A 25671-nucleotide genomic window follows, 5' to 3' on the forward strand; every position below is an offset into this window, starting at 1 on the left:
ACAGCACGAAGGGAAACCGTTACCGCAAACGCACTGTCAGCCTCAAATGTGGTTGCTTTGTCTTACGGCATCTTCGGCGCAGAACGTTCCTTGCAAACTGCAAGAAAACCAGCTGTCATGAAGGTTGCCATCCGCTCCTTAACTGCAACGAAATCGCCCGATTTGCACAAGCCCCCCGACAACTTGTCGATACGTCCGGTGCGCGCCAGGGTCAGCATTAATGCCCCGGTGACAAAGTGATATCCCCAAAAAATATCTTCCTCCGCACTATCAGGCAACGCAGCCTTAAGAAGGTCAATCAGGCGCAAAACAACCGGGTCAAAGTGCTTGTCCATCATGTCCGCGCCCCATTCCGGAGTATTGGCTACTTGCGCGCCGAGGGCAGCGTAGTTTTTCCAGCCATCCCCGCCTTCGATATATAAATCAAGGTCGGTATCAAGAAAGGCCCGAAGCGCGCCTTCCACCGTTGGCTTACCGTCACATTCAAGCTCGTATTCCTTAAGGACGCGCAGGCGTCGCTCGCTTGTAATAACGGCCCGGCGTTCAAACACGGCATCGAACAGCTGTTTCTTGTCCTCGAAATAGTAATTGATCAATGTGTGATGCACGCCAACATATTTGGCGACATCCTTTAAGGTCACGCCATATAGGCCATGTCTGGAAAAAAGATATTCAGCAGCATCGAGTATCTTCTCAATCATCTCGGCACGCTGTTCTGCCTTGGTCGAACTTCTGGGCCGCGATTTCTTCTCTACAGACAAGTTTGATACCTTTCCAAATTATGATCCACCACCGGACAAATCGTTGTACCTTGCGCACGGCACCTTCCCCGCAGCCTTTGCCAGATCAGGGCGACGCGGTCCGGATAACGGCACCGTGTCATTTAAGGTCTCACGCAAGATCAAAGGCCTGTGCGGCATTGCCGGGGGCAGGATCACACCGGCTTCACCATACAGGGCCACTAAAAACCGCTACCAACATAACCGCGAAGGCTTGCGATATCCAAACGATTTGACAGTCTGATAACCGGGTATGCTTCGCTTTTGCGCTACCCGCCCGGTATTCATAATCTGGATCCTGGCGTTAGGCATTATTCACTTCAAACAGCCCGGCAGCCCCCATGCCGCCGCCGACACACATGGTCACCACAACATATTTCACACCACGACGACGTCCTTCTATCAGCGCATGGCCGACAAGACGCGCGCCAGTCATACCATAAGGATGGCCTATCGAAATGCCGCCACCATTTACATTATAAATGGCGGGATCAATCCCCAAATGGTCCCGGCAATAAAGTGCTTGCACGGCAAAGGCTTCGTTTAGCTCCCACAGCCCGATATCCTTAACGCCAAGCCCGTGTTGTTTTAACAATTTGGGAATGGCATATATCGGGCCGATGCCCATTTCTTCGGGCGGGCAGCCAGCGACTGCCATGCCGCGATATATTCCGAGCGGAGACAATCCGCGTTTTTCCGCCCGTTTTGCATCCATCAAAATACAGGCCGATGCGCCGTCGGAAAGCTGGCTGGCATTCCCGGCCGTAATCACGCCGCCGTCGATAACCGGCTTTAGCCCGGCCAAGCCATCCAAAGTGGTCGAGGGGCGGTTGCCTTCATCACGATCAAGGGTAACCTCGCGTTCTGACACCACACCGGTTTCCTTGTCCTGCACTTTCATGCGGGTTGAAATCGGCACGATTTCGTCGTTAAACAAGCCATTGGCCTGGGCCTTTGCGGTGCGCAATTGCGATTGCAGGGCGTATTCATCCTGTGCCTCGCGGCTGATGCCGTATTTGCTGGCAATAAATTCAGCCGTTTTTAACATCGGCATATAGGCATGGGGCGCACCGGCAATAACATTTTTGTCGGCATCTTCCTGTATCCAGGAAAAATAACGGTCCTGCACAGCCGAAATATTCTCCTGCCCGCCGGCGGCAACAATATCCATACCATCAACCATGATCTGTTTGGCGGCGGTTGCAATCGCCATCAGGCCCGATGCGCATTGCCGGTCCATGGTCTGGCCCGGCACCGTTACCGGAAGGCCAGCTGCAAAGACCGCATTGCGCGCCAGGTTCATGCCCGCGGTTCCGGCGGTCAAAACCGTACCCAGAACAAAATCCTCGATCTCGGCGGCATCAATTTTGGCCCGCGCCACAGCGTGTTGTAAAACATGGCCGGCCAGCGTCGGCGATTTAATGGCATTCAGGCTTCCGCGATAGGCGCGCCCGATACCGGTGCGCGCAGTGCTGACGATGACGGCTTCTCTCATGCGTATTCTCCCGTTTTCAATCCGCTGGCTTTACATTCGCAACGTCATAATCACGCTGCGTGCTGCCATCTGTTATGGTTCAGGCGATGCCGTATTCGCTGCGAAGGCGCAATTTGTCTATTTTTCCGGTCGATGCCCGGGGCATGCTGGGCACGCGCACCACAACATCGGGTATCCACCACGATGCCACGCGTCCACGCAAAGACGCACGAAGGTCATCGTCGCTGATGGTTTGATTCTTGCGCATTTCAACCAGCAGCACGGGCCGTTCACCCCATTTTTCGTCGGGTCGGGCAATGACGGCGGCCAATGATACTTGCGGCAGGGCGCTAACAATGGCTTCGATTTCGGCGGGGTTAATCCATTCGCCGCCCGATTTGATCAGTTCCTTGGCGCGCCCGGTAATCATCAGGTTGCCACGATCATCAATCCGGGCAAGGTCGCCAGTATCAAACCAGCCATCGGCATCGGTCGCACTTTTATCGTCGCCCAGATACCGCTCAACCACCGAGCAACCGCGCACCCGTAAATGCCCCTCGACATTACGTTGCTCTGCCAGGGCTTTACCGCTGGCATCGGTCAATAACATATCTATTCCAACCGATGGACGGCCGGAAACCGAGGCGGTTCTTTCACTATCACAGGGCGATGACATTGCACCTAACGGGGAAAGCTCGGTCATGCCCCAGCTGGTTTGTACCGCTACGCCAAGTCGCTCTTCAAGGCGCGCCATCAAGGCGGGTGGCATGGGGGCGCCGCCCATTAAAATGCGCTTTAAGGTCGGCACTTCACCGCCACAGGCTTCAAGATGCTCGACCAGCCCCAGCCAGACTGTGGGCACCCCTGCCGCAACCGTGACCCCTTCCGAGGTGATCAGTTTTGCCAGACTGGCCCCGTCGGCCAAACGCCCCGGCAATACCAGTTTTGCGCCCACGGCCGGGGCTGCAAACGGCAAACCCCAGGCATTGGCATGAAACATCGGCACCATTGCCAACACGGTGTCGGCTGCGGTAATGCCAATTACGTCTGCCTGAAGCAAGCGCGATGTATGAAGGTAACTTGAACGATGCGTATAGCTGACACCCTTGGGCGCGCCAGTGGTACCCGAGGTGAAACACAGGCCGGACGCGGTTGTTTCATCGAACCCGCCCCATGTAACGTCGCTTGATGCCGCCGCCATTAACGGCTCCATCGCGGTGATGGAAACACCTTCGGCCCGTGCGGCATCAAGGTCGGCTTCGCCATCAACCACCAGCATATGTTGCACCGGGGTATGGGCGACAATCTGGCGTGCAAGCGGCACCAGATCGGCACTGACAATCAAAATACGCGCTTCGGACTGTGCAAGAATGCTTGCCGTTTGCTCAACCGTTAGCCGGGGATTTAACGTATGGCACGCTGCCCCGATCCCCATAATCCCGTACCATGCTTCGACGTGGGCCTGGCTGTTCCATACCAGTGTCGCCACGCGATCGCCCAGCCCGATCCCGCGGTCGGCCAATATCCGCGACAATCGTTGCGCACGGTCTTTTAGATCGGCATACCCCACCCGTGCCAGTACGCCATCAGGGTGCGCGCTGACCACCTCAACATCAGGGTGCCACTTGGCTGCATGACCCAGAAACTTATCGAGCGTCAGCGCATATCGCTGCATGGCACCGTCTATCATTCGAACTCCGATATCTCTGGTGGCGCGGCAATCATGCCTTGGCCGACATTCAATTTCTGCGAACGCTGGCGGTTGTTGCCCCGGTTACGGCCCCAAGTCGTGACGATCCCTGAACCAAAATGGGCTTTAAATTGCGGTTGGGGTAAAATACAGCATTGCTCTTATGCTGTTTTCCACTCTTACCGTAACCCTTCTAGGTGCTTGATTCTAAACACAGCTGCGCCACGTCGCGTCGATATCAATGACCTAATGATCGCTCTATGTCAACATTAACTATCAAGTGTGTGAATGTTTATTGAGTGCTATATATAAATGCTTCAGCTGTCGGGAATGCCATATGGGCGCCCCCTCCCCCAGATGTTATTGGGTAAAGTGCTATTTAGTTATTTAACCCGAACCGCCAGACAAGCAGCCTGACGGTTCGGGGAATTCAGGAATTTAATTTATGTTATCAAATGGTCTGGCCGCCAGATACCTCGATGCGTTGGCCGTTAATCCAGCGGTTGTCTTCCAAAAGCAGGCTTGCAATCATCGGCCCAATGTCGTCGGGCACGCCAACGCGGCCAAGGGCGGTCATATCGGCAAAAACCTTGTTCAGGTCGGGCATGTCGCGCACTGCTCCGCCCAGAAAATCGGTCTCAATTGCCCCGGGTGCCACGGTATTAACGGCAATGCCACGTGCGCCCAGTTCTTTCGCCATATAAACACTTAAAACCTCAACAGCGGCTTTCACTGCCGAATAGGCACCAAAACCCGGATACGACACCCGCGTTAACCCGGACGAAAGGTTAACAATGCGCCCGCCATCGGTAATAAGCGGCAGCAAGGTCTGGGTTAAAAAGAATACGCCTTTGAAGTGAACGTCAACCAGCTTGTCAAACTGGTCTTCGGTGGTTTCGGCAAACGGTGCCATATCGCCATGTCCGGCATTGTTTACCAAATGATCAAAAGTTTCACGTTGCCAGTCATCCTTTAGCCGGGTTGACAAATTTTCGGCAAAAGAGGCAAAACCGGCGACATCGCCAATATCAAGCTGCAAGGCTGCTGCTTTGCGGCCCATCGACTGAATTTCGGCAACAACATCGAGTGCGGCGGCGTGGTTATTTTGATAGGTGATGATCACGTCACTGCCCTTGCGGGCAATGTTAATGGCTGTGTTGCGGCCAAGGCCACGGCTACCACCGGTTACGATTGCAATTTTGGTCATCGACAACTCCTTTTGTCTTTTGGGTTGTGTCTTTTACAATCCAACCGCCTCCCGCGTCGTTGCCGAAACCTCTATATGCTTAGCCTAATCCTCCAATTCCTGTTTACGCCACCCCGGTGTTTGACGTAATATCAGCTCATGACACATCAGCTTATTGAACACGTGCGATCCTTTCTTGCGTCTTTGCCTGAAAAGACCGGAATTGCCCAAACCCCCATTCCCGGCCTAACCGCCATTTGTGCGACAAAGCCAGGTGGCCTTGATTATGCGATTTCACGACCGCTGGTTTGTTTCGTGCTGCAAGGCGAAAAACAAGTGGCAATGGGCACCAGCAATTTAACGCTTACTGCGGGCGACACCCTGTTAATTACGGCCGATGTTCCCACGGCCAGCCAAATCACTGTGGCTAGCCCGAATGCGCCCTATATGTCGCTGGTGATGGATCTTGATCTTGCGATTGTCGCTGAACTTGCAGTGCAGATGGATGTTCCCGCAGATACCAACGGTATCGCGGCACGGTGCGCAAGAACCGAAGCAGACGTTGCCGATGCTGCTTTCCGTCTGGTACGATTACGCAATAATCCACAATCAGTTAAGTTGCTTTATTCACAACTGGTTCGTGAACTGCATTACTGGCTTTTAACCAGTGTCCATGGGGCGGCAATTCGCCAATTGGGATGGCCCGACAGCCACAGCCAGCGCATCGCCCGTGCGATTGAATTTTTACAGGCGAAATTTGATCGGACCGTTCCGGTTGATGATCTTGCCGCTGTTGCCGGGATGAGCCCGTCGTCGTTTTATCATCACTTTCGTGCGGTAACGTCGCTGTCACCACTGCAATTTCAAAAACAGTTGCGTCTTATCGAAGCCCGCCGCCGGTTCATGTCTGAAACCATTACCACAAGCAGCGTGGCATATGCCGTTGGATATGAAAGCGTTTCACAATTTACACGCGAATATCGCCGTATGTTTGGCCTGCCCCCGGGTAAGGATCGGGATCGTCAAATCATTGGCGTCAGGGCGGCTGAATAAAGCATATTCTGATCTGTCGTTATAACGGTACCAGAAAATCAGGACGGTTTGGCAAATGGCTGTCTTGCAAATCCGATAGTCGGCGCAAGGTGGTTTCGCGGGCCCGTATTAAATGCTGTTCCAGCAGTTGAGATGCGGCAATGCCATTGCCTGCTTTCAGTTCAAAGGCTATCGCCAGATGTTCGTTAATCGTATTTTCAACGATGTCATATGACTGGGTGGCGACAAAGGAAATATGGGTGGAAATCAGCGGTAACTGGCTACGATGGATCGCATCATTCATTGGCCGGTTAGTGCCCCCTAAAACGATATCAACGTGTAAATCCTTTTCCAGCCGCAAGATATCGTCTGTCGTGACAGTTTCAATTTCGTGTTGCGCTTTTTCAAGCCGATCAATCATTTTGCCAACGAGCGTTTTTTCCAGGGTCGCGGCAACTTCGCGTAGCGCAAGCGGTTCGAGGGCGCACCGCATGGCGTAATGGTCGCGAATGTCCTTGTCGGTCATAGGGCCTGCCTGCCAGCGCCCATTTGGCAATTGTGCTACCAGCCCTACCCGTTCAATCCGGCTTAGAAATTCACGGGCAATGGTGCGGCTTACGCCATAATGGCCCGCAAGCCGCGCTTCGCTGATGCTGTAGGCACCAAAAACCAGTGCCGAGGCAACGGTTAGTTCAGCTTCGTCGAAAATGCGCATACGCCAGTTGCGATTACCCAGTATTTCAAGAAGTTCCGGGTCAATATCAAGTTCGAGATCGGCAAATCGCACGCCGGCCGATGGGGCCTTGCCTGTGCGGACATATCCCTGCCCCGGCGCGTTCACAAGTATCGCCTCGCCTTCCAGGCGCGCAAGGGCAGCACGCACCGGCACCCGCCCTACATCAAGCAGGCGTGCCACATCGGTTTCCCGAATACGCACACCACAGGGAATCCGGTTTTGTTCAATATTCGATTTCAAAATTTTATAAACCGCATCGTTGATGCGCGGTGGTTCGGTTTTCATCCGGGGCCTCTTTTTCCACGATTTATCCCCTGTAGAGCTACATTTCGTCAATTCATTTAAAAATGGATATTGCGCTCAATATACGTTTTTGCTAGATCTCGTATCCAACAAAAGCAAAAACACACCGCTTCGATATATTCCAAGGGAGGAAACCCGATGTCTTTTTCACTTCGCAAAGTGATCCCGGCTGTCACAGTGGCTACCACGCTTACGCTGGGTCTGTTTTCTGCGGCACATGCCACCACGATCCTGAAATTCGCCCATGTTTATGATCAATCAACGCCCTATCATAAGGTGCTGCTTGATGCCGCCGAGGTGATTAAAAAACAGACGGATGACCGTTATGAAATGCAGGTTTTCCCGTCCTCATCGCTCGGCAATGAAGAAGCCATCAATGAAGGTTTGTCGTTGGGCACCATTGACCTGATTTACACGGGCCCGGCCTTCATGGCGCAAAGCTATCCCGAAATCGGTATTCTCGATTATCCGTTTGTTTTTCGTGATTTTGATCATTGGCAGGCCTTCTGGAACAGCGACCTTCGCGATGAAATGGCACAGGGCTATCAGGATGCGACAGGCAATGTTCTGGTAACGCACACCTATTACGGTACGCGCCAGGTTACATCGAACAAGCCGATCCTGAAGCCGTCCGATATGAAGGGCCTTAAAATACGCGTGCCCAATGCCCCTGCATATACGTTGTTTCCGACAGCGGTTGGGGCCAATCCCACCCCGATGGCATTTTCGGAAGTCTATCTTGGTTTGCAACAGGGGGTGGTTGATGCGCAGGAAAACCCGTTGCCGACCATTAAAGCCGGTCAATTCTATGAAGTGCAAAGCGATATCAGCCTGACCAGCCATACCACTGCTACGCTGACCACGGTGATGTCAGGTGTGACATATGGTGATTTGTCACCAGAAGACCGCACCATCATTTTCAAAATATTGAAAGATGCCGCCACCAAAGCCACCCAGGATGTACGCGATCAGGAAAACAGCCTTGTTGCGTGGTTCAAGGACAAGGGCGTGAACGTTCATGACGTTGATCGTCAGCCATTTATGGATATCGTTCAGCCACTTTTGCAAAAGGCCGACATGCCTTGGTCCCCCGAGACATTTAAACGTCTGGAAGCCATCGGCAAGTAAGTATCCGGTTATTTCGGGGCGGATGATTGTTTAATCGTTCGCCCCCCTCCTGTGACCAGGCATGGTGAAGGTCAATAATGAACAACCTTTCCGACGACCAGAAAATTGCCGGGGAAATCACCTCGCAAATTGATTCCCGACAAAGCGACATTAGCGATATTTCCTGGTGGGATGCGCCGGTTTTTGTGCTGTTTTGGGGACTTGTTCTTGTCGTTTTCCTTCAATTTTTTTCGCGTTACGCCTTGAACAGTTCCATCCCCTGGACCGAAGAAGTGGCCCGGTATCTGTTAATCGTGGTTACGTTTTCGGGTGCCTTTATTTGTGCACGCAAGAAAAGCCACATCTATCTGGACTTTTTCCATCTTTACATTCCCAAGGCTGCATCACGCGCCCTGTTTTTCCTGATGGATATGGTTACGGCAGTGTTTTTTGGTTGCGCGGCCTGGTCCGGGGTGGCGTTGGCAAATCGTATGGGCCACCAGCGCATGATCAGCATTGATGTGCCACGTGCCTACCTGTTCTGGACGGTCGTGGTTTGTCTGGCAATCACCGCCATTGTCACATTGATACGCGGTTTTCATAGCTTGCGGAGGTCCGGTGCATGACCCTTGCTATCATGTTTATTCTGTTGGCTGTTTTGCTGGTTTGTGGTGCGCCGGTTGCCGTGGCCCTTGCCGGGTCATCGCTGGTTTATCTGATCATTGCGGGCATGCCGCCGATCAGCATGCTCCATAACATGATTAACGGTGTAAACAGCTTTCCGTTGCTTGCGGTGCCGTTTTTCATCATGGCCGGTCATTTGATGAATACCGGCGGTATTACGGTGCGCATTTTTAACTTTGCCCGTGCGCTTGTCGGTTGGCTACCAGGTGGGCTGGGCCATGTTAATGTTGGCGCCAGCGTGATTTTTGCCGGGATGTCGGGGGCCGCTGTGGCCGACGCCGGCGGGCTTGGTAATGTCGAAATCAAGGCCATGCGCGATGCAGGTTATGAAACCGGGTTTGCCGTTGGTATTACGGCGGCATCCTCAACCATCGGGCCTATTATCCCGCCATCCCTGCCGCTGGTTTTGTATGGCGTAATTGCCCAGGTTTCGATCGGGCAATTGTTTTTGGCCGGTGTGGTGCCGGGCCTTTTAATGGCAGTTGCCTTGATGGCGATGGTGGCGTGGTATTCGCATCGCCGCAATTATCCGCGCGATCGGGCCTTTTCCCTGTCTGGTCTGGGAACGGCCAGCAAGGCCGCCTTTTTACCGCTAATGACCCCGGTCATTATTATCGGCGGTATTTCAACCGGTCTGTTCACCCCAACCGAGGCCGCCGTTGCCGCCGTCGCCTATTCACTGGTTCTGGGGCTCGCGGTTTATCGCACTTTGACCATGCGGCATTTATTGCGCGTCACTATGGATACTGTCGAAACAACAGCGGCAATTATGCTGATTGTGGGTGCTGCCGCCGTTTTTGCCTGGATTTTGACCGCCAACCAGTCCGCCCAGCATTTGGCAAACTTTGTTCTCGGCTTTACCGATAACAAATACATGATTATTTTTTTAATGATGGTTCTGGTGCTGGTTGTGGGCTGTTTTATGGAAACCATCGCTGCCATCACCATCCTGGTGCCGGTTCTGTTGCCCATCGCGCACACGGTCGGAATCGATCCGGTGCATCTGGGAGTCATCGTTATTCTAAACCTGATGTTAGGGCTGTTAACACCGCCCGTCGGGATGGTGCTTTATGTGCTGTCGCGGGTATCGGGCGTGCGCTTTGAAGAATGTGTCAGGGCAACCGCGCCGTTTCTGGTGCCCCTTGTTGTTGTGTTGATGTTGCTGGCCTTCATTCCACAACTCAGTCTTGGCCTGCCATCCCTGCTTTACCGTTAAATCCACTGTCGCTTTAAAGGACCTGGTAAATTGAAAATCACCGCCGTTAAAACCTTCATTCTCCATGTTCCGGTCACCCGGAACGGGGTATCGGACAGCACCCACTCCCTCACCCATTGGGGCGCGCCCGGTGTGATTATTGAAACCGATGCCGGAATTACCGGTTACGGGTATTCCGGTACTCATGCCCATTTGCCAAGCGACCGTTTGATCACGCAGTGTATTGAAACTTGCTTTGCCGATCTTGTTATCGGTCGTAACCCGCTGGAGGTAACGGCCCTGTGGCGCGAAATGGAACGGTTCCCGCCGGTACAATGGGTTGGCCGTGGCGGCATTACTCATTTGGCACTGGGCGCAATTGACGTTGCGCTGTGGGATATCAAATCCAAGGCCAGCAATATGCCGCTTTGGCAGGAAATGGGTGGCAAGGCACGCAAAATTCGCGCTTATAATACTGATGGTGGCTGGTTGAACTGGCCGATGGAAACCCTGGTCGATGATTGCCGCCGTCTTGTTCAGGAGGATGGTTATACCGGTGTTAAAATCAAGGTTGGTAGCCCCAACCTGAGCACTGATATCAAACGACTGGAAGCCGTGCGCAAGGCCATTGGTCCCGATGTTACCCTGGCGGTTGATGCCAATGGATTGATGGATTTGCCAACAGCAATGCGCTTTGGCAAATATCTGGCCGATACTGATGTGATGTGGTTTGAAGAACCGTTATGGTATGATGACGTCATTAGCCATAAACGCCTTGCTGAAAGCATTACCACGCCAATCGCACTGGGCGAACAGCTTTACCTGCCGCACAATTTTGCAAGTTTCATCGAGGCCGGTGCCCTGCATTATGCCCAACCCGATGTCGCGCGCCTGGGCGGGGTAACGCCGTGGATTCAGGTTGCCGATATGGCCTTGAATTATGGTTTGCCGGTGGTGTCACATGTTGGCGACATGATGCAAACCCACATTCATACCGCCATTGGTCATCCGTCAAATACGATGTTGGAATATATCCCGTGGTTGCGCGAATGCTTTACCGATCCGGCAACAGTTGAGGATGGCTATTTTCTTGTTCCGCAACAACCCGGCGCCGGTACCACCTTGCGGGACGATGCCCTGGATCGCTTCGGTGTGGCATAAGGAAATTTGTCATGACTGAACATATGAAATCCATTTGCATCACCAGTCCTGATAATATCAGTCTAACCACCCGTCCCGTACCGGTTCCCGGTCCGGGCGAGGTGCGGGTGGCCTTGCGTTATGTTGGTTATTGTGGATCAGACCTTAGCAGTTTTCAGGGTCGTAACCCGATGGTTGATTTTCCACGTGTTCCAGGCCACGAACTTTCGGGGGTCATCGATGACATTGGCACGGCGGTACCGCATGATTATGTGACAGGCCAGCAGGTTACCATCCTGCCCTATTTTAATTGTGGCACCTGTATTGCGTGCCGGAACAACCGGCCCAATGCGTGCCGGAATAATCAGACAATGGGGGTACAACGCGAAGGTGCGCTTTCCGAATATACCTGTGTGCCATATCGCCACATCATCCCGGTTGACACCCTTTGTCAACGCGACATCGCCCTTGTCGAGCCGCTGGCAGTGGGTTTTCATGCTGTTGAACGCGCTCGTATTCAACCAGGTGAAAAAGTTGTTGTTTTAGGCGTCGGCATGATCGGTTTGGGTATCCTTTTGGCGGCTCTGCGCAAAGGTGCTCATGTTATCGCTGTCGATCTTTCTGCGAAAAAGCTTGAAATTGCCCGTCAGCTTGGTGCCGTTGAAATTATCAATGCCAGCACCGAAGATGTTATCACCCGTTTGCTATCCCTGACAAACGGCGAAGGTCCGTCGGTTATTCTTGAAGCAGCCGGAAGCCCCCATACCTTCCGGCAGGCAGTAGATGTCGCCTCGCAATGTGCGCGGGTTGTATATGTGGGCTATACCAAAGTCCCGGTCGAGTTTGAAACCCGGCTGTTTGTGTCCAAGGAAATCGAAATTCTGGGATCACGCGGCGCAACCCGACAGGATTTTGAAAAAGTCATCGGGTTTCTTCACGATAATCCTGCCTGCGCCGATATTATCATTTCGCGGACAGTTTCTATTGAACAGGCCGATAGCGCGATGCGCGAATGGGCCGCCAATCCCGGCGGTATTACCAAAATTCTGGTTCGTCTTGGCAATGCAAACGCCGAAAACGGGGACAAAAAATGATAGAAACTCCTTTTTCGCTTTCGGGCCATCGCGCTCTGATTACGGGTGGCAGTGGCGGTTTGGGCAAGGCAATTGGCAAATGCTTTTTGCAATCCGGTGCCGAGGTCATTTTAACCGGCACAAGCGAAACCAAACTGGAAACTGCTCGCAAGGAACTGGACGGCAAAGTTCAAGTCATTTGTTTTGATGTGACAGATACCAGTAATAGCCGCGATTTTGCAAAAACCGTTGAAAGCCGATTTGGCAGAATATCCGTGTTGGTCAACAATGCTGGAAATACCGTGAAAAAACCGGTCGATGATATGGGGGTGGATGATTTTACCAATGTCATGAATACCCATGTGACCGGTGCCTTCTCGCTCAGTCAGGCTTTTTTGCCACAAATTCGCCAGGCAAACGGGAAAGGATCGATACTGTTTACCGCATCAATGGCATCCTTTTTGGGTATTCCCCATGTCATTGGCTATTCGGCGGCAAAGGCAGCCTATGTCGGGCTGGTTCGTGCCCTGGCAACCGAACTGGCACCAGATGGAATCCGGGTAAACGGTGTGGCTCCGGGCTGGATCAGAACCGACCTTTTTGAAAAAGCCACCCAAACCGACCCGGCCCGCTTCGCCAAAATCCGCGCCCGCATCCCGATGGATTGTTTCGGCGACCCCGAAGATATCGGCTGGGCAATGACCTATCTTGCCTCCCCCGCCGCCAAATATGTAACCGGCGAAATTCTGGTCGTTGATGGCGGTGCCTTGCACGGGTTTTAGGCGTCTTACGTCGGTATTGTCCTTGTTACGTCTTAGATGCTTGATGCGTTGATCAATTACCCGTACCGGCCTGTTCCATCAGACTTCTCCCACGGCGGGACAGGCTGAAAGCATCGTACAAGTTCGTCTATCGTTACGCGAATTTTCGGAAGCATTTCAGCGGATTTCAACCAGATCAGGTTGATGGGTCTGTCTTCCGCGTTAAGGTTGGTGCCGGTTTGTTGTAACCGCCCTGCTTTGATATGTTCGCTTACCAGCCAATATGGCAAACACGCCAACCCTGCCCCGGCGAGAACTGCGCTTAACATACCTTCGCCATGACTGATCAGGTGCCGTGGTTTTAGGGGTGTCTTTATCACGGCCCCGCTATTGTCCCGTAATCGCCAGGGTAAGACCCGCCTCTCACGCAATTCGCCGATCAGGGCGTGACGGGCCAAATCATTGGCGTCAGTCACAGCGCCATGAACAGCCAGATAAGTCGGCGCTGCACATATCACAGATGTCTGAACGCCAATTTTTCGCATCATCAAACCGGCATCATCAGCCATGTCGCCAATCCTGATAGCAAGGTCAATTTCCTCGCCAAGCAGATCGACAAACTGGTCGGTAAAACGTGCATCCAGCGTAAGCTGCGGCAAGTTTTTTAGCAGGTCCACCATCAACGGCAAAACCCAGCGCGGACCAAATGAGGAAGGCAGGCTGACACGCAATGTACCCGATGCCACTTTTCGCCGGGCTGAAAGGGTTGTTTCTGCAGCTTCCAGATCTGAAAGTATTCGGATGCAGGTGGTATAAAAGGCACGGCCTTCATCGGTTAAGCCAAGGTGCCGGGTGGTACGGTTTAAAAGCTGTACGCCCAGTCGTTCTTCCAGACGGGCAACACTTTTGGCAACGGCTGATTTGGACAGTCCCATATGTGCTGCTGCGGCTGTAAAGCTGCCCTGATCAACCGCACTAACGAAGGCCGTAATCCCGGTCAGGTGTGAATGTGGCTGAATCCCCATTTATTGACGACCTTTGTTCGCAAGTAAGACGAATTTAATGAGAAACATTTTCCATTAAATTGTCAATAGACTGGGCACCAGCACTGAAACGCAGTGCAAATCAGTTTGCAAACGCAAAAAGGAACTGCCCATGTCAGATTTGATGGAACGTTGGGAAACACTTAGCTTTGGCGTTTCCAACCTTAAGAAAGTAACCCGGTCCCGCCCTGCGCCCGGATATGGAGAAATCCTTATCCGGGTGGAAGCAGTATCGCTGAATTACCGTGATACAGAAGTCCTTGAAAGCCGTATGTATCTGGAACCTAAATTTCCTTTTACTCCGGCATCGGACTTGGCAGGCACGGTCATTAAAACAGGCGAAGGCGTTACACGCTTTGCTGTTGGGGATCAGGCCGTTTCGATGTGCATTACGAACTGGGTCGATGGCGAAGCCCTGGATTGGAGCGTCGCCCCACCACTGGGAGGCACCATACCGGGGATTTTGGCGCAATATGTTGTTTTACCTGCGGACTGGTGTGTGCAGGCCCCAAAGTCTTTAACTGCAATAGAGGCATCGACATTACCCATTGCCGCCCTTACCGCATGGATGGCAGTTTGCGAACTTGCGCCATCGCGCAGTGATCAAACCGTACTGATTCAGGGCACTGGTGGTGTATCGCTTTTTGCAGCACAATTCGGGCTGGCGGCAGGTGCAAATGTTATTGTAACCACCAGCAGCGACCAAAAAGCCGAACAGCTTCGCAAATTGGGCGTTAGGACAGATAACATTATCGATCGGTCCATCACGCCAGACTGGCCCGCAGCTGTTATGGACCTTACCGATGGTCGCGGTGCAGATAACATCGTCGAAGTGGTTGGCGGCGAAAATATTCGCAAATCGCTGGATGCAGTGCGGCAGGGAGGCCGGATTGCCCTGATCGGCTTTATGGAATCATATGACATGTCGATGTCAATTCTTCCAATTTTGGGAAAGCGCGTAACGATTGAGGGAATATCCGTCGGCCCCCGCCGGGCCATGGAAGATATGATCCGCGCGATTGACCGTCACAAAATAAAACCGGTTATCGACCGTGTTTATAATTTTGATGATGTTCCCGCGGCCTTCCAGCACCTTAACAGCGGGCCATTTGGCAAGGTTGTTATCAAGGTTGCATCCTGATCCCGGCGATGCCATGTGACCCAACCTATCTTACTCCCTCGCAGCCCGCCATTACGGCGTGCTGTTGGCATATGATAGCCGATTATCGCCAGGAATGAATGGCACGGCGATCAACCGTTTCGGGGACAATACCACGTGCGGCGTTCGATACATGGTCCATAACGTTGCTGGCGGCAATATCCTGCTGGCGGTTGATCATGCGGGTTTGTCTTGCGGCAAATAGCGGTTGACGCTCGGGCTGGTCAACCGGGTTTGCGCACATTTCGCTACCGTTGATAAAGGCTTCGCGTTCCAGCCAATCCAACGTCAGTCTGGTCAAGTCAAGGCGCAGCACATCGCCGTTTTGCAAATAACCAATGCCGCCACCAACAAAGGCTTCTGGCACCATATGCCCGATACAGGCACCTTTGGTGACGCCCGAATACCGTCCGTCGGTAATCAACATGCTCGATGCTTCCAGAATGCGATGATGGCGCAAGTTCTGCGACGGTGAAAACATCTCGGGCATGCCATATGCTTCCGGCCCCTGCCCGCCAATTACAAATGCAAAGGACAAATGCCCCTGTGCCAGCAAGTCGCGTGATGTCGCAAGGTCAATGTCCTGGCCATCAATCTCGCCGCCGCCATTCCGTTTAACAATTGCGGCAATCAGGTCATGGTCCACACCTTCGGTTTTCATCAGGCGATCAACCATGTCGGGGGCGGAAAAATCGGCGTTGCACAGATGTTCATTTTCGTAATAACGCACGATAAAAACATGATCGTTAAAGTGGTTGAGCAAATGGTCGCTCATCCCCGATGTCTTGACGGCACAGTTTTCAAAAAAGCTGCCGGTGATCACATCAACACCGGACCGCGCCCGTACCGGCGTTGCCCGGATAACCGATTTATCGCCCAGTGAAAGATCCACCGGGTTATCAAGGTTTGCAATCCGTTCGGCCCAGGTTTTTCCTAAAATGGTGGGAGCATCAAGATCCATCGGCACCCCAAGGTCGCTTAGCACCCGATAAATGCTTTCCATGCCCCGGTTTTTGCCTTCGGCCATTTGTTGGGCCAAAACAAAGGTGTCGCGGTTTTCGGTCAGGCTATGGGCAAAAATTTCAGGAACGGGCGTTTTCGTGCGTACATCCTGATAATCGTCAATTGTAATGTCAAACCCGGCATAACGCATCATAAATGGCAAATGCAGCAACATGTTGCTGCTGGACCCGGTAGCGTTATGAATACGAACAAAATTGGCAAAGTTGCGCTTTAACAAATTGCCAATCGCATATTCCGGCTTGTTAAAGGCGGCAAACAGCGCATCAATGCCGGCGGCAACGGCAGCAAAGGGTGGCACATCCGTTAACAGTTCAAGTTCGGGCGGGGTTAACCCGAAGGCCGCCAGCATGGTACGCGATGAATTGCCCGTGCCATTAAAGGCGCAAATGCCGCCCTTGGAATCACAGGTGGCAGCGGCCAGTTCGTCAAGCACGCGGCGTTCCATTGCACCATCAATCAGCCCAATCAAACGGGCACGTTCCAGCAAACCGGCAAAGGCCTCGTCAGATGTGCATTGCAGGATGTAACGCATGTTTTCGCGAATATCCCCCCCCAGATCATCATGCCCGGCGTGGTCGGCATCGGCGGCAATTTTGTCAAGCAACCGCCTGGTGCCATCGGGTATTTCGCCGCCTTTCAGCACATGTGAGGGGGCAAAAACCGCCCAGACCGGTGCGTGGTCACCGCGATGAGCACGCGCCAGATCGGCGGCGGCCAGTCCGGCCACGACGGCTGCGGGCGATTTGTCGCATCCCGCAATGACATAGGCGGCGTGGTAGCTGTGGCCTTCAAAGGTAATATTAACCGCGGCGGCTGTGTTATTGCGAGATACCAGCGAATAGCTTTGGCCGATATTGTTTTGTGCTGTGCCGTCGCAAATCACGGGGACATGAAACAAAAAAGGCACCCCGCCCGCTTCCCATATACGGATTGCCGCCATCAGGGCCTGTGGGCGATCCAGCAAATGGGCGGGATGGTCCGGTGCGCCGGCAATAATTGCGACACGGGGCCGGTTTTCAACCAGACGTCCAACAACATCATGTATTTCCGGCACATTAAACGTGCGGTCCCTCGCAACTGCGGGGTTTTCATTTATGGCATCACGCAGCAGGCGAACAACCGTAATCGGCTGATTTGCCAACCCCTGAATACAATCACGATAAGGATTTGCCTTTTCATTGATGATGATCGGTTCATTTGCGGCAGCAGGGCGGGACATGGCTGTTGGCTCGGACGTTTGAGGGCAAAGGTGGGTAAACAGCATTATATGCTGTTCGGTGCAGGTCTGATAATCACGTTGGGCGCAAGATACGGATTATACCAGCCCGCCATCAACGATAAAATTTTGCGAAGAGCATGCCGAGGAAACATCGGATGCGAGAAAAAGCACCATTTGGGCCACATCCTCGCTAATCAGGCGACGTTTTACACATTGCTGGTCCTGAATGCGTACTTCATCTGCCGGGGTAATCCATAAATCAAGTTGGCGTTGGGTTATGATGCAGCCCGGCGTGACAGTGTTTACCCGAATGCCATCGCCCCCCCAGTCACGTGCCAGCGCCCGGGTCATGCCGACAATACCGGCCTTGGCCGTTTCATAAGCCACCAAATCTGGCAAACCAAGTAAATAACTGACAGAACTGAAATTAATGATGCTGCCCTGCCCCTGTTTCGCCATGCCCGGTGCCACGGCACGTGCGCAAAAAAACTGATGGGATAAATTAACATCCAGCCGGTCGCGCCATTCGTCGGGGCCGGTTTCCCCAGGGCTATGGCGGTCATCTCGGGCGGCGTTGTTAACCAGTACTGTAATGGGGCCAATCTGTGCTGCCATTTGCGTAACGGCTTCTGGTATCTGGTGCTGATTGCGCAAATCAATTGATTTAAAAATCGGGCGAATGCCCAAATCGTTTTCGATGCTGTCACACAGGGCATGACCAGCGGCATCATCAATATCGAAAAATCCGACCTTGGCACCCTGGTTGCAAAATGCACGCACAATCGATGCCCCAATTCCCGAGGCACCGCCGGTCACCAAAACCGATTTACCGTCTATATCGTGATAGGTCGCTGACATTTTGTTTCCCGCCATAATGTTTATTTTTATTCGGTGAATTAAATTTTGCGCCGCAATAAGAAATCGGTGGAAAAATTCAATTTTTGAGCCGCAATTTGTGCATTTGCAAAACCATTGCGCACATTTTTTAGATCAATCACCAAAAAAAATTTGACAGGACACGTCGGACGCGTCAACATTTTTTCGATAACAAAAATAAATGTCGATCCAAGGCAATTTCACTCAGGGAAGAAACAAATGAAAAAGCTTCTATCATCGGCTGCTTTCACCGGCGCCGTATTGCTATCGATGCACGCATTTGCCGCCGATCTTGTTGTTGGTGTCAGTTGGTCCAATTTTCAGGAAGAACGCTGGAAAACCGACGAAGCCGCCATCGTCAAGGCGCTGGATGCGGCCGGTGCTGAATATATCAGTGCCGATGCTCAAAGCTCGCCCAGCAAACAGCTAAGCGATATCGAAAGCCTGATTTCGCGTGGGGCCAATGCCCTTATTGTTCTGGCCCAGGATTCATCCTCCATCGGTGCTGCCGTTACCCAGGCCATTAACGAAGGCATTCCGATTGTTGGTTATGACCGGCTGATCGAAAACCCGAACGCCTATTACATTACCTTTGATAATAAAAAAGTCGGCTACCTTCAGGCGGAAGCGGTTTATGCCAAACAGCCCAAGGGCAATTACGTCTTTATTAAGGGTGCCCCGACTGATCCCAATGCCGACATTCTGCATCAGGGCCAACTGGAAGTGTTGCAAAGCGCCATTGACAGTGGCGACATCAAGGTCGTTGGCGAAGCCTATACCGAAAGCTGGCAGCCAGCCATTGCCCAGCGCAACATGGAACAGTTTTTGACCGCAAATGATAACAAGGTAGATGCGGTTGTTGCCTCGAACGATGGGACCGCGGGTGGCGCAATTGCGGCCCTCGCCGCACAGGGCATGCAGGGCATCCCCGTTTCCGGGCAGGATGGCGACCATGCCGCCCTTAACCGGGTTGCTCTGGGCACACAGACTGTTTCGGTCTGGAAAGATGCTCGTGTTCTGGGGCAGCGCGCCGCTGAAATTGCCGTCGAGCTCGCCAAAGGCACCAAACTGGGGGATGTCAAAGGCACACAGGACTGGACCAGCCCGAACGGCACCGTCATGAAATCCTATTTCCTTACTCCGGTTGCCATTACCCGGGATAACCTTAATGAGGTGATCGATGCCGGATGGGTAAGCAAGGATGTCGTCTGCAAAGGCGTTAAAAGCGGCACGGTTGCTGCCTGCAACTAAAGCACAGCTTTTGCCCGTTTATTCCTTCTCGCGATCTTGCGAAACCACGGGGCCGGACGCCAACAGCACCGGCCCCGCTGCCTGACGAGCACATTACATGACCAAGATACTTGCCAAAATGGAAGTCGACCGCCGTCTGGTCGGATTGGCCGCCGTATTGCTGATCATATGGATCGGCTTTGACCTGGCCTCCGGCGGGCGCTTTATTACCCCGCGCAATATATTCAACCTGTCGGTACAAACAGCATCTGTGGCCGTTATGGCCTGTGGCATGGTTTTAATTATTGTGACCCGCCATATTGATTTGTCCGTTGGCTCCATCCTTGGCGTGCTCGCCATGATCATGGGGGTGGTGCAAACCGACATCCTGCCGCAATTCCTGGCCTATAACCATCCGATGACCTGGATCATTACCTTGCTGGTTGGCATTGTCATCGGCGCGTTGATTGGGGGTATTCAAGGGGTTGCTGTTGGTTATCTTGGTGTGCCTGCCTTTATCGTTACACTGGGCGGTTTGCTGGTATGGCGCGGGGCGGCATGGTGGGTAACGCAGGGGCGCACGGTTGCCCCGCTCGACGCCAATTTCATTTTGCTCGGCGGCGGTATTAACGGCACCATCGGCGCAACATGGAGCTGGATTGTTGCCGCAATTGCCATTGCGGCGATCATTTATGCTGCAATCAAAGACCGGCGACGCCGGTTGTCATTTGAATTTCCCGTTAAACCTATATGGGCGGAATATACCAACGCCATCATCAAGGCCGGTCTGGTTCTGGCCGCTGTACTAACGTTAAACGCCTATTACCTGCCGACACGCGCAGCGGAAAAAGTTCTGGCGCAACGTGGCATTCCCGCTACGCCTGAAAATCTTGAAATTTCGCATGGCATTGCCATTCCGCTGTTAATTGTGGCCCTAGTCGCGATTGTGTTGACTATTGCGGCAAAACGCACCCGCTTTGGCCGCTATGTTTTTGCCATTGGCGGCAACCCGCAAGCAGCAGAACTGGCCGGTATCAATGTTAAGCGAATGACCGTTGCGGTTTTTGCTTTGATGGGGGTTTTGTGCGCCATCAGTGCTGCCATTTCATCGGCACGTTTGCAATCTGCAGGCAATGATCTGGGCACACTTGACGAATTGCGCGTTATTGCCGCGGTTGTTATTGGCGGCACTTCGCTTGCGGGCGGGCTTGGCACCATTTATGGCGCGCTGATCGGGGCGCTGGTAATGCAAAGTCTGCAAAGTGGCATGGCATTGCTGGGCGTTGATACATCCCTGCAAAGCATCGTCATTGGGCTGGTTTTGGTACTGGCTGTGTTTAGTGACAAATATTTCCACCGTCGCTATAGCGACCCGACGGCATAAGGGGCAAAAACATGTCAGATCGTAATGCAGGCACGCAGCCGCTGGTCGAAATGCGCGATATTCATATCAGCTTTGGTGGGGTCAAGGCCGTCGACGGTGTTTCAATTGATCTTTACCCCGGCGAAGTTGTTGGCGTACTTGGTCATAACGGGGCCGGGAAATCTACCCTGATCAAGGTTTTGTCGGGGGCCTATACCCCCGAAAGCGGGCAGATCATTGTTGATGGGCGCGAAGCCAAAATTGAAAATGCCCGCGCCGCCCGGGATAACAAGATCGAAACCATCTATCAGAACCTTGCCCTCGCCGATAATCTTGACGCCGCACAGAACCTGTTTTTAGGCCGCGAAATTGTTACCAAAGCCGGATTTTTAGATGATGGCGCAATGGAGCATAAAGCGCGCGAAGTGCTGCATCGATTGAACCCGAATTTCAAAAAATTCAATTCCCCGGTTTCGGCATTGTCGGGCGGGCAACGCCAGGCAGTTGCCATTGCGCGCGCCTTGTTGTTCGAAGCCCGCATCCTGATCATGGACGAACCCTGTGCAGCACTTGGTGTTCAGGAAACCCGGATGGTAGGCGAACTGATTGACCAGCTAAAAAAGGATGGATTGGGTATTTTGCTGATCAGCCACGATTTGCACGATGTGTTTGATCTGTCTGATCGCTTGCATGTGATGAAAAATGGAAAGCTGGTGGGGACCGTGCGCACAGAAGATGTAACCCATGATGATGTTCTGGGAATGATCATTCTGGGCAAAATGCCCGAACACCTTTTGCATTTGGCAGGCCCCGGTGCAACCAACCTTTCCACGCATGTATCGTGATTGACAGACAATAATTTACCAGCTGAATTAATTGCCTGATATCCGGTGTCAGCAACTGGCCAGGTTGTGTTTTTCTTGGATGAAAATTTAAGGTAAAATTTTATATAACAGGACATTGCTGGTTATAGTTGATGTGTCAGATTGGCTTTGTTCTTGTTGCAACAGGCGCATGCTCCCTCAATACTAATGCAGCGCATTAACCAACATCTTTGCCCGATCCCCCTTGCCAAGGCAGTCCGAAAAATGCCCATATCAAAAAAGAAACCGCTACGCATTTATGCCCTTTAATATCATTTTACATCACAACAGGCCCCTGCATGAGCCGTCGTACCGCCGATATTCCACGCCAGCCCTCCCAAATTGCTATCTTGCGATATTTGCGTATTCATGGCCCTGCTGCCCGTATTGATATTGGCACGGCTACCGGTCTGAGCCCTGCTACCGTCACGTCGCTGACTGCAGAATTGATGACGCAGGGCTTGGTGAAGGAAATTCAAGGGGTTTCAAACGGATCGAGTGCGGCTGCAAATGGGCATGGCTCCACCCGCGGGCGGCCAAAGGTGTTGCTTGATCTGGTGCCGTCGGCCGCCTGCGTGATCGGTGTTAAAATCACTATTAACCTGATCGAACTTGCGCTGGGCAATTTCAAGGGTGACATCGAACACGGCAGTCAGCATCGTATTAATACCCGCGATCTGGACGAAACGTCGCTGATTTCAACTTTGTGCACGCTGATTGATGCCTTTATCGAAAAACATCGGGATGTAACCGGGCAAAGCCCGGTGGGCATTGGCATTGCCGTTCAGGGTGTTGCTGATAGTAACAGCGGTGAAATCATGTGGTCACCGGCATTGCGCCATCGTCAAATGGTTGTTACCGAACCCCTGCGCCGTCGCTATGGCGATAATGTTCTCATGTCAAACGATGCTAACTGTATTGCCACGGCCATCACCCAAAATACCAACATTCGCGGCAATGGTGATTTTGCCGTTATTATGCTGGGATATGGCATTGGCATGGGGCTGGTTTTAAATGGGGTTGTCTATAACGGCCATTTTGGGGCTGCCGCTGAATTCGGCCATATGAAATATCAACCCGATGGCCCGCTGTGCAATTGCGGCAAACGGGGGTGTCTCGAGGCCTATATTGGTGACTACGCCATTCTTCGCGATGCCAGCACCCTGATTGATCTTCCGGCAGACAGCGATAACCAGACCGTTAACAGGTTACATCCCAGTGAAGACCAGATGATGGACCTGGTAAGCAAGGCGCGCACCGGGCAGGAAGACTTTGCTGATCTGTTTCGTCATGCCGGCACAGTGTTAGGGTATGGCATTGCAAACCTGATAGCGCTTTTAGGGCCGGAGCGCATTTTCATTACAGGTTCTGGTGCCAGGGCATACGACCTGATGGAGCCGGAAATTCACCGCAGCCTGCAAAATGCACAAGTGCCAGAATTACGCAGAGGCCCAAAAATCATTCATCTTCCGTGGGACAAGGACATCGCTATGCAGGGGGCCATTGGCCAAAGCCTGCTGCGACACGATGAAAGCATGTTTGCCCCCCGCACAAACGGATAAAATGCCGCTGTAACATATGGCGCCCGGCGCACAGAAACCGCATTAATGCCAATGCCCTCATTTTTCCCGCCTGCCCGGCCCAATGCCGCCGTTTTCAAATGTTATGGCTGCGACCCGGTTTCCTCTGTCACGCGCTTGCCTTCGGTTGCCTTATAGTAATATTGGCTGGCAATAAGCCACCCCTTCATAGGGCGCAGCGGCGGAATGCAGGTAAGCAGCAAAAACGGTAATGTTGTTACCAGATGCACCCAGTAAGGTGCCTGATAGGCAAGCTCTATCCAAAGCCCCATCACCAGCGATGGAATACACGCAAAGCATATCACGAAAAACGCCGGACCATCCGCCGGGTCCGCAAAGGAAAAATCCAGTCCGCAATGGTCGCATTCCTTGGCGATTTTCAGGAAACCGTCAAACATATGTCCCTGTCCGCAACGTGGACACTTGCCTAAAATACCTACCCGCGTCGGCGGTATAGCAGGCCATTCATCATCATTTAACATTTTGGGTTCTCCAGGATATTGCCATCATTGTATGGATAATGTATGGTTTTCATCATTAAGAAAAACAGCCTTGATGGTTGACGGTGAAAATGGATTGAAACATCAACGCAAAAATACATATTTTATTATTAATAACAGTTGGTTATGTATAATTTCTCACGTTATTTTTGCTGTGTTAACAATAAAAAATGCACGCCATCCAACACTTAATCTGCTAATTGTATGCATCAATAACACAAGTGATGCATATATTAAAGCCATACAATGGGGATGTGTATGTGGAAGCCCTGGATCAAGGAAAATGCCCGTCTTAAATATATCGGCATTGTCGATGCTCTTGAGGACGACATTAAAAACGGCCTTGTCACGCTTGGGGAGCGCCTGCCCTCGCAGCGCATTATCGCCGATGCCGTGGGCGTTGATCTTACCACAGTAACCCGCGCCTTTAACGAGGCCCGCAAGCGTAACCTGGTGGATGCCAGCCCGGGGCGCGGAACATTCATTCGCAAAGGGTTCGAGGTGGGCGGTGTGGTAAGTCAGCGCCAGCCATTTGTCGATCTGAGCATGAACACCCCACCCCAACTGGAAAGCATGAATTTTCGCAAACATTTTGCCCAGGGTGTGTCCGACGTTTTGTCTAATGCTGGCGGCATGTTGAACCTTCAGTATCAGGATAGCCACGGCACCGATTTTGACCGTGACGTTGCCGCAGACTGGCTAAAACCCCGCATCGACCAAGTTGATTCAGACAGGGTTTTGCTAACAGCCGGTGCGCAAAGTGCGCTTTATGCCATATGTGATTTGTTGCTAAAACGCGGGGATGTTCTGGTCGCCGGGGAAATGACCTATCCGGGGTTAAAGGCGGTGGCGGCCCGGCAAGGCCTGGTTCTTGCGGGGATAAAAATGGATCGTAACGGCATTATTCCTGATGCCTTTGAAAAAGCCTGTGTTGAACAAGCTCCAAAGGCAGTTTATCTGATCCCCAATATTGATAACCCGACAACGGCAACCTTGCCGCATGATCGTCGTCAGAAAATTGTGCAGATCGCACGTAAATACAACGTCCTGATTATTGAAGATGATCCTTATTGGTCGTTACTGGAAGCCAAAACAACGGCTCTTGCCGCTCTTGCCAGCGACATCACGTGGCATATAGCCACCCTGTCGAAATGTGCGACGCCCGCATTACGGGTGGCTTATGTGGTTGCCCCGGATACAACACAGGCGCAACAATTGGCCGCAATATTACGCACCACCATTTTGATGCCTCCCCCTTTGATGGCGGCACTTGCCAGCCGGTGGATCGCGGAAGGCCAGCTTGCTGAATTTACCTTAAAAATCGTCGCAGAAAATCGCCTGCGTCAGTCACTTGCGACATCCAGGTTAGGGCCACAAATAACAGCCGTCGCGAACGGGCATCATGTCTGGTTGCAATTACCAACCCATTGGCAGGCCGATAGCTTTGCCCAGCAAGCTGAGTGGGCGGGGGTGGCTGTTGTTCCGGCATCGTCTTTTGCGGTTGGGCCTTGCACCGTTAATGCGGTTAGAATTTCGCTTGGTGTAACGCCGGATCGCGAAATTCTGGAAAATGGGCTGGGGCTTTTGGCACGCCTGCTAACGCCTTCGACGTCACGCCATTCCCCCCGTGCAGTTGTATAGGGAACTAACTTTTA

22 protein-coding genes are annotated in these 25671 nt (G+C 52.6%); 13 read left to right on the forward strand and 9 right to left on the reverse strand.

All coding sequences use genetic code 11. The features are described 5' to 3' along the window. Window positions 1-62: 62 nt before the first annotated feature. The 4 genes from THS27_RS09680 to THS27_RS09695 form a co-directional block, all read right to left on the reverse strand. A complete protein-coding gene (locus tag THS27_RS09680) occupies window positions 63-761 on the reverse strand; it encodes a TetR/AcrR family transcriptional regulator (protein ID WP_210402869.1) in 699 nt (232 codons plus the stop codon). A gap of 322 nt (window positions 762-1083) precedes the next feature. Further along, window positions 1084-2274 (reverse strand): acetyl-CoA C-acyltransferase, encoded by a 1191-nt coding sequence (locus THS27_RS09685; RefSeq protein WP_085590261.1) that lies wholly within the window; start codon window positions 2272-2274, stop codon window positions 1084-1086. Window positions 2275-2353: 79 nt separating this feature from the next. After that, window positions 2354-3943, reverse strand: coding sequence for an AMP-binding protein (locus tag THS27_RS09690; RefSeq protein WP_085590263.1), 1590 nt, complete (start codon window positions 3941-3943; stop codon window positions 2354-2356). A gap of 451 nt (window positions 3944-4394) precedes the next feature. Further along, window positions 4395-5150: an SDR family oxidoreductase gene (locus THS27_RS09695; protein ID WP_085590265.1), complete on the reverse strand. Its 756-nt coding sequence runs from the start codon at window positions 5148-5150 to the stop codon at window positions 4395-4397. A gap of 138 nt (window positions 5151-5288) precedes the next feature. Here THS27_RS09695 and THS27_RS09700 point away from each other — a divergent pair, with 138 nt between their 5' ends. Further along, window positions 5289-6182, forward strand: a complete 894-nt coding sequence (locus tag THS27_RS09700) for an AraC family transcriptional regulator (RefSeq protein WP_085590267.1) — start codon at window positions 5289-5291, stop codon at window positions 6180-6182. Between the two features lie 19 nt (window positions 6183-6201). Here the strand turns inward: THS27_RS09700 and THS27_RS09705 are convergent, their stop codons facing one another. Continuing rightward, window positions 6202-7182, reverse strand: coding sequence for a GntR family transcriptional regulator (locus tag THS27_RS09705; RefSeq protein WP_085590269.1), 981 nt, complete (start codon window positions 7180-7182; stop codon window positions 6202-6204). Between the two features lie 156 nt (window positions 7183-7338). Between THS27_RS09705 and THS27_RS09710 the strand changes: the two genes are divergently transcribed. From THS27_RS09710 to THS27_RS09735, 6 genes are all read left to right on the forward strand, one after another. After that, on the forward strand, window positions 7339-8328 hold the full coding sequence (locus tag THS27_RS09710; RefSeq protein ID WP_085590271.1) for a sialic acid TRAP transporter substrate-binding protein SiaP: 990 nt from the start codon (window positions 7339-7341) through the stop codon (window positions 8326-8328). 77 nt (window positions 8329-8405) lie between these two features. Then, on the forward strand, window positions 8406-8933 hold the full coding sequence (locus tag THS27_RS09715; RefSeq protein ID WP_085590273.1) for a TRAP transporter small permease: 528 nt from the start codon (window positions 8406-8408) through the stop codon (window positions 8931-8933). Next, window positions 8930-10207, forward strand: a complete 1278-nt coding sequence (locus THS27_RS09720) for a TRAP transporter large permease (RefSeq protein WP_085590275.1) — start codon at window positions 8930-8932, stop codon at window positions 10205-10207. Before THS27_RS09715 ends, THS27_RS09720 begins: the two co-directional genes overlap by 4 nt. Before the next feature lie 30 nt (window positions 10208-10237). Then, entirely contained in the window at window positions 10238-11347 is a 1110-nt protein-coding gene (locus THS27_RS09725) for a mandelate racemase/muconate lactonizing enzyme family protein (RefSeq protein ID WP_085590277.1), read from the forward strand. 11 nt (window positions 11348-11358) lie between these two features. Continuing rightward, window positions 11359-12420 (forward strand): zinc-binding alcohol dehydrogenase family protein, encoded by a 1062-nt coding sequence (locus tag THS27_RS09730; protein ID WP_210402870.1) that lies wholly within the window; start codon window positions 11359-11361, stop codon window positions 12418-12420. Continuing rightward, the gene (locus THS27_RS09735; protein WP_210402871.1) at window positions 12417-13181 is read left to right on the forward strand and encodes an SDR family NAD(P)-dependent oxidoreductase; all 765 of its coding nucleotides are present in this window, start codon (window positions 12417-12419) and stop codon (window positions 13179-13181) included. The genes THS27_RS09730 and THS27_RS09735 overlap by 4 nt, the downstream gene beginning before the upstream one ends. 56 nt (window positions 13182-13237) lie before the next feature. On the opposite strand, the gene THS27_RS09740 is transcribed toward THS27_RS09735, so the two are convergent. Continuing rightward, window positions 13238-14185 (reverse strand): LysR substrate-binding domain-containing protein, encoded by a 948-nt coding sequence (locus THS27_RS09740; protein ID WP_085590281.1) that lies wholly within the window; start codon window positions 14183-14185, stop codon window positions 13238-13240. A gap of 130 nt (window positions 14186-14315) precedes the next feature. On the opposite strand from THS27_RS09740, the gene THS27_RS09745 reads away from it, so the two are divergent. Further along, window positions 14316-15344 carry an NAD(P)-dependent alcohol dehydrogenase gene (locus tag THS27_RS09745; protein ID WP_085590283.1) on the forward strand — a complete coding sequence of 343 codons (1029 nt, stop codon included), beginning with the start codon at window positions 14316-14318 and terminating at the stop codon, window positions 15342-15344. A gap of 82 nt (window positions 15345-15426) precedes the next feature. Here THS27_RS09745 and THS27_RS09750 read toward each other — a convergent pair whose 3' ends face one another. Next, complete coding sequence (locus tag THS27_RS09750; protein WP_085590284.1) at window positions 15427-17604, reverse strand: dihydroxy-acid dehydratase; 2178 nt, start codon at window positions 17602-17604, stop codon at window positions 15427-15429. A 96-nt stretch (window positions 17605-17700) separates the two neighbouring features. Continuing rightward, window positions 17701-18462 (reverse strand): SDR family NAD(P)-dependent oxidoreductase, encoded by a 762-nt coding sequence (locus THS27_RS09755; RefSeq protein ID WP_085590286.1) that lies wholly within the window; start codon window positions 18460-18462, stop codon window positions 17701-17703. Between the two features lie 237 nt (window positions 18463-18699). Here THS27_RS09755 and xylF point away from each other — a divergent pair, with 237 nt between their 5' ends. From xylF to THS27_RS09775, 4 genes are all read left to right on the forward strand, one after another. Next, on the forward strand, window positions 18700-19731 hold the full coding sequence (gene xylF, locus THS27_RS09760; protein WP_085590288.1) for a D-xylose ABC transporter substrate-binding protein: 1032 nt from the start codon (window positions 18700-18702) through the stop codon (window positions 19729-19731). Window positions 19732-19828: 97 nt separating this feature from the next. After that, window positions 19829-21094: a sugar ABC transporter permease gene (locus tag THS27_RS09765; RefSeq protein WP_210402872.1), complete on the forward strand. Its 1266-nt coding sequence runs from the start codon at window positions 19829-19831 to the stop codon at window positions 21092-21094. Between the two features lie 11 nt (window positions 21095-21105). Next, on the forward strand, window positions 21106-21918 hold the full coding sequence (locus THS27_RS09770) for an ATP-binding cassette domain-containing protein (RefSeq protein WP_085590290.1): 813 nt from the start codon (window positions 21106-21108) through the stop codon (window positions 21916-21918). 317 nt (window positions 21919-22235) lie between these two features. Continuing rightward, window positions 22236-23498: an ROK family transcriptional regulator gene (locus THS27_RS09775; RefSeq protein ID WP_085590291.1), complete on the forward strand. Its 1263-nt coding sequence runs from the start codon at window positions 22236-22238 to the stop codon at window positions 23496-23498. Window positions 23499-23599: 101 nt separating this feature from the next. Here the strand turns inward: THS27_RS09775 and THS27_RS09780 are convergent, their stop codons facing one another. Beyond that, window positions 23600-23914 carry a DUF983 domain-containing protein gene (locus THS27_RS09780; protein ID WP_256376776.1) on the reverse strand — a complete coding sequence of 105 codons (315 nt, stop codon included), beginning with the start codon at window positions 23912-23914 and terminating at the stop codon, window positions 23600-23602. Between the two features lie 360 nt (window positions 23915-24274). Here THS27_RS09780 and THS27_RS09785 point away from each other — a divergent pair, with 360 nt between their 5' ends. Then, window positions 24275-25657: a PLP-dependent aminotransferase family protein gene (locus tag THS27_RS09785; protein WP_085590295.1), complete on the forward strand. Its 1383-nt coding sequence runs from the start codon at window positions 24275-24277 to the stop codon at window positions 25655-25657. Window positions 25658-25671 lie beyond the last annotated feature (14 nt).

This window comes from Thalassospira sp. MCCC 1A01428 (genome assembly GCF_002115825.1).
GTDB lineage: Bacteria > Pseudomonadota > Alphaproteobacteria > Rhodospirillales > Thalassospiraceae > Thalassospira.

Coding starts and splice junctions, on each gene's coding strand:
- THS27_RS09690 (WP_085590263.1), bottom strand. CDS start 3,943: ATGATAGACGGTGCCATGCAGCGATATGCGCTGACGCTCGATAAGTTT.
- THS27_RS09745 (WP_085590283.1), top strand. CDS start 14,316: ATGTCAGATTTGATGGAACGTTGGGAAACACTTAGCTTTGGCGTTTCC.
- THS27_RS09755 (WP_085590286.1), bottom strand. CDS start 18,462: ATGTCAGCGACCTATCACGATATAGACGGTAAATCGGTTTTGGTGACC.
- THS27_RS09785 (WP_085590295.1), top strand. CDS start 24,275: ATGTGGAAGCCCTGGATCAAGGAAAATGCCCGTCTTAAATATATCGGC.
- THS27_RS09685 (WP_085590261.1), bottom strand. CDS start 2,274: ATGAGAGAAGCCGTCATCGTCAGCACTGCGCGCACCGGTATCGGGCGC.
- xylF (WP_085590288.1), top strand. CDS start 18,700: ATGAAAAAGCTTCTATCATCGGCTGCTTTCACCGGCGCCGTATTGCTA.
- THS27_RS09695 (WP_085590265.1), bottom strand. CDS start 5,150: ATGACCAAAATTGCAATCGTAACCGGTGGTAGCCGTGGCCTTGGCCGC.
- THS27_RS09730 (WP_210402870.1), top strand. CDS start 11,359: ATGACTGAACATATGAAATCCATTTGCATCACCAGTCCTGATAATATC.
- THS27_RS09780 (WP_256376776.1), bottom strand. CDS start 23,914: ATGTTTGACGGTTTCCTGAAAATCGCCAAGGAATGCGACCATTGCGGA.
- THS27_RS09775 (WP_085590291.1), top strand. CDS start 22,236: ATGAGCCGTCGTACCGCCGATATTCCACGCCAGCCCTCCCAAATTGCT.
- THS27_RS09765 (WP_210402872.1), top strand. CDS start 19,829: ATGACCAAGATACTTGCCAAAATGGAAGTCGACCGCCGTCTGGTCGGA.
- THS27_RS09735 (WP_210402871.1), top strand. CDS start 12,417: ATGATAGAAACTCCTTTTTCGCTTTCGGGCCATCGCGCTCTGATTACG.
- THS27_RS09770 (WP_085590290.1), top strand. CDS start 21,106: ATGTCAGATCGTAATGCAGGCACGCAGCCGCTGGTCGAAATGCGCGAT.
- THS27_RS09705 (WP_085590269.1), bottom strand. CDS start 7,182: ATGAAAACCGAACCACCGCGCATCAACGATGCGGTTTATAAAATTTTG.
- THS27_RS09750 (WP_085590284.1), bottom strand. CDS start 17,604: ATGTCCCGCCCTGCTGCCGCAAATGAACCGATCATCATCAATGAAAAG.
- THS27_RS09715 (WP_085590273.1), top strand. CDS start 8,406: ATGAACAACCTTTCCGACGACCAGAAAATTGCCGGGGAAATCACCTCG.
- THS27_RS09710 (WP_085590271.1), top strand. CDS start 7,339: ATGTCTTTTTCACTTCGCAAAGTGATCCCGGCTGTCACAGTGGCTACC.
- THS27_RS09700 (WP_085590267.1), top strand. CDS start 5,289: ATGACACATCAGCTTATTGAACACGTGCGATCCTTTCTTGCGTCTTTG.
- THS27_RS09740 (WP_085590281.1), bottom strand. CDS start 14,185: ATGGGGATTCAGCCACATTCACACCTGACCGGGATTACGGCCTTCGTT.
- THS27_RS09720 (WP_085590275.1), top strand. CDS start 8,930: ATGACCCTTGCTATCATGTTTATTCTGTTGGCTGTTTTGCTGGTTTGT.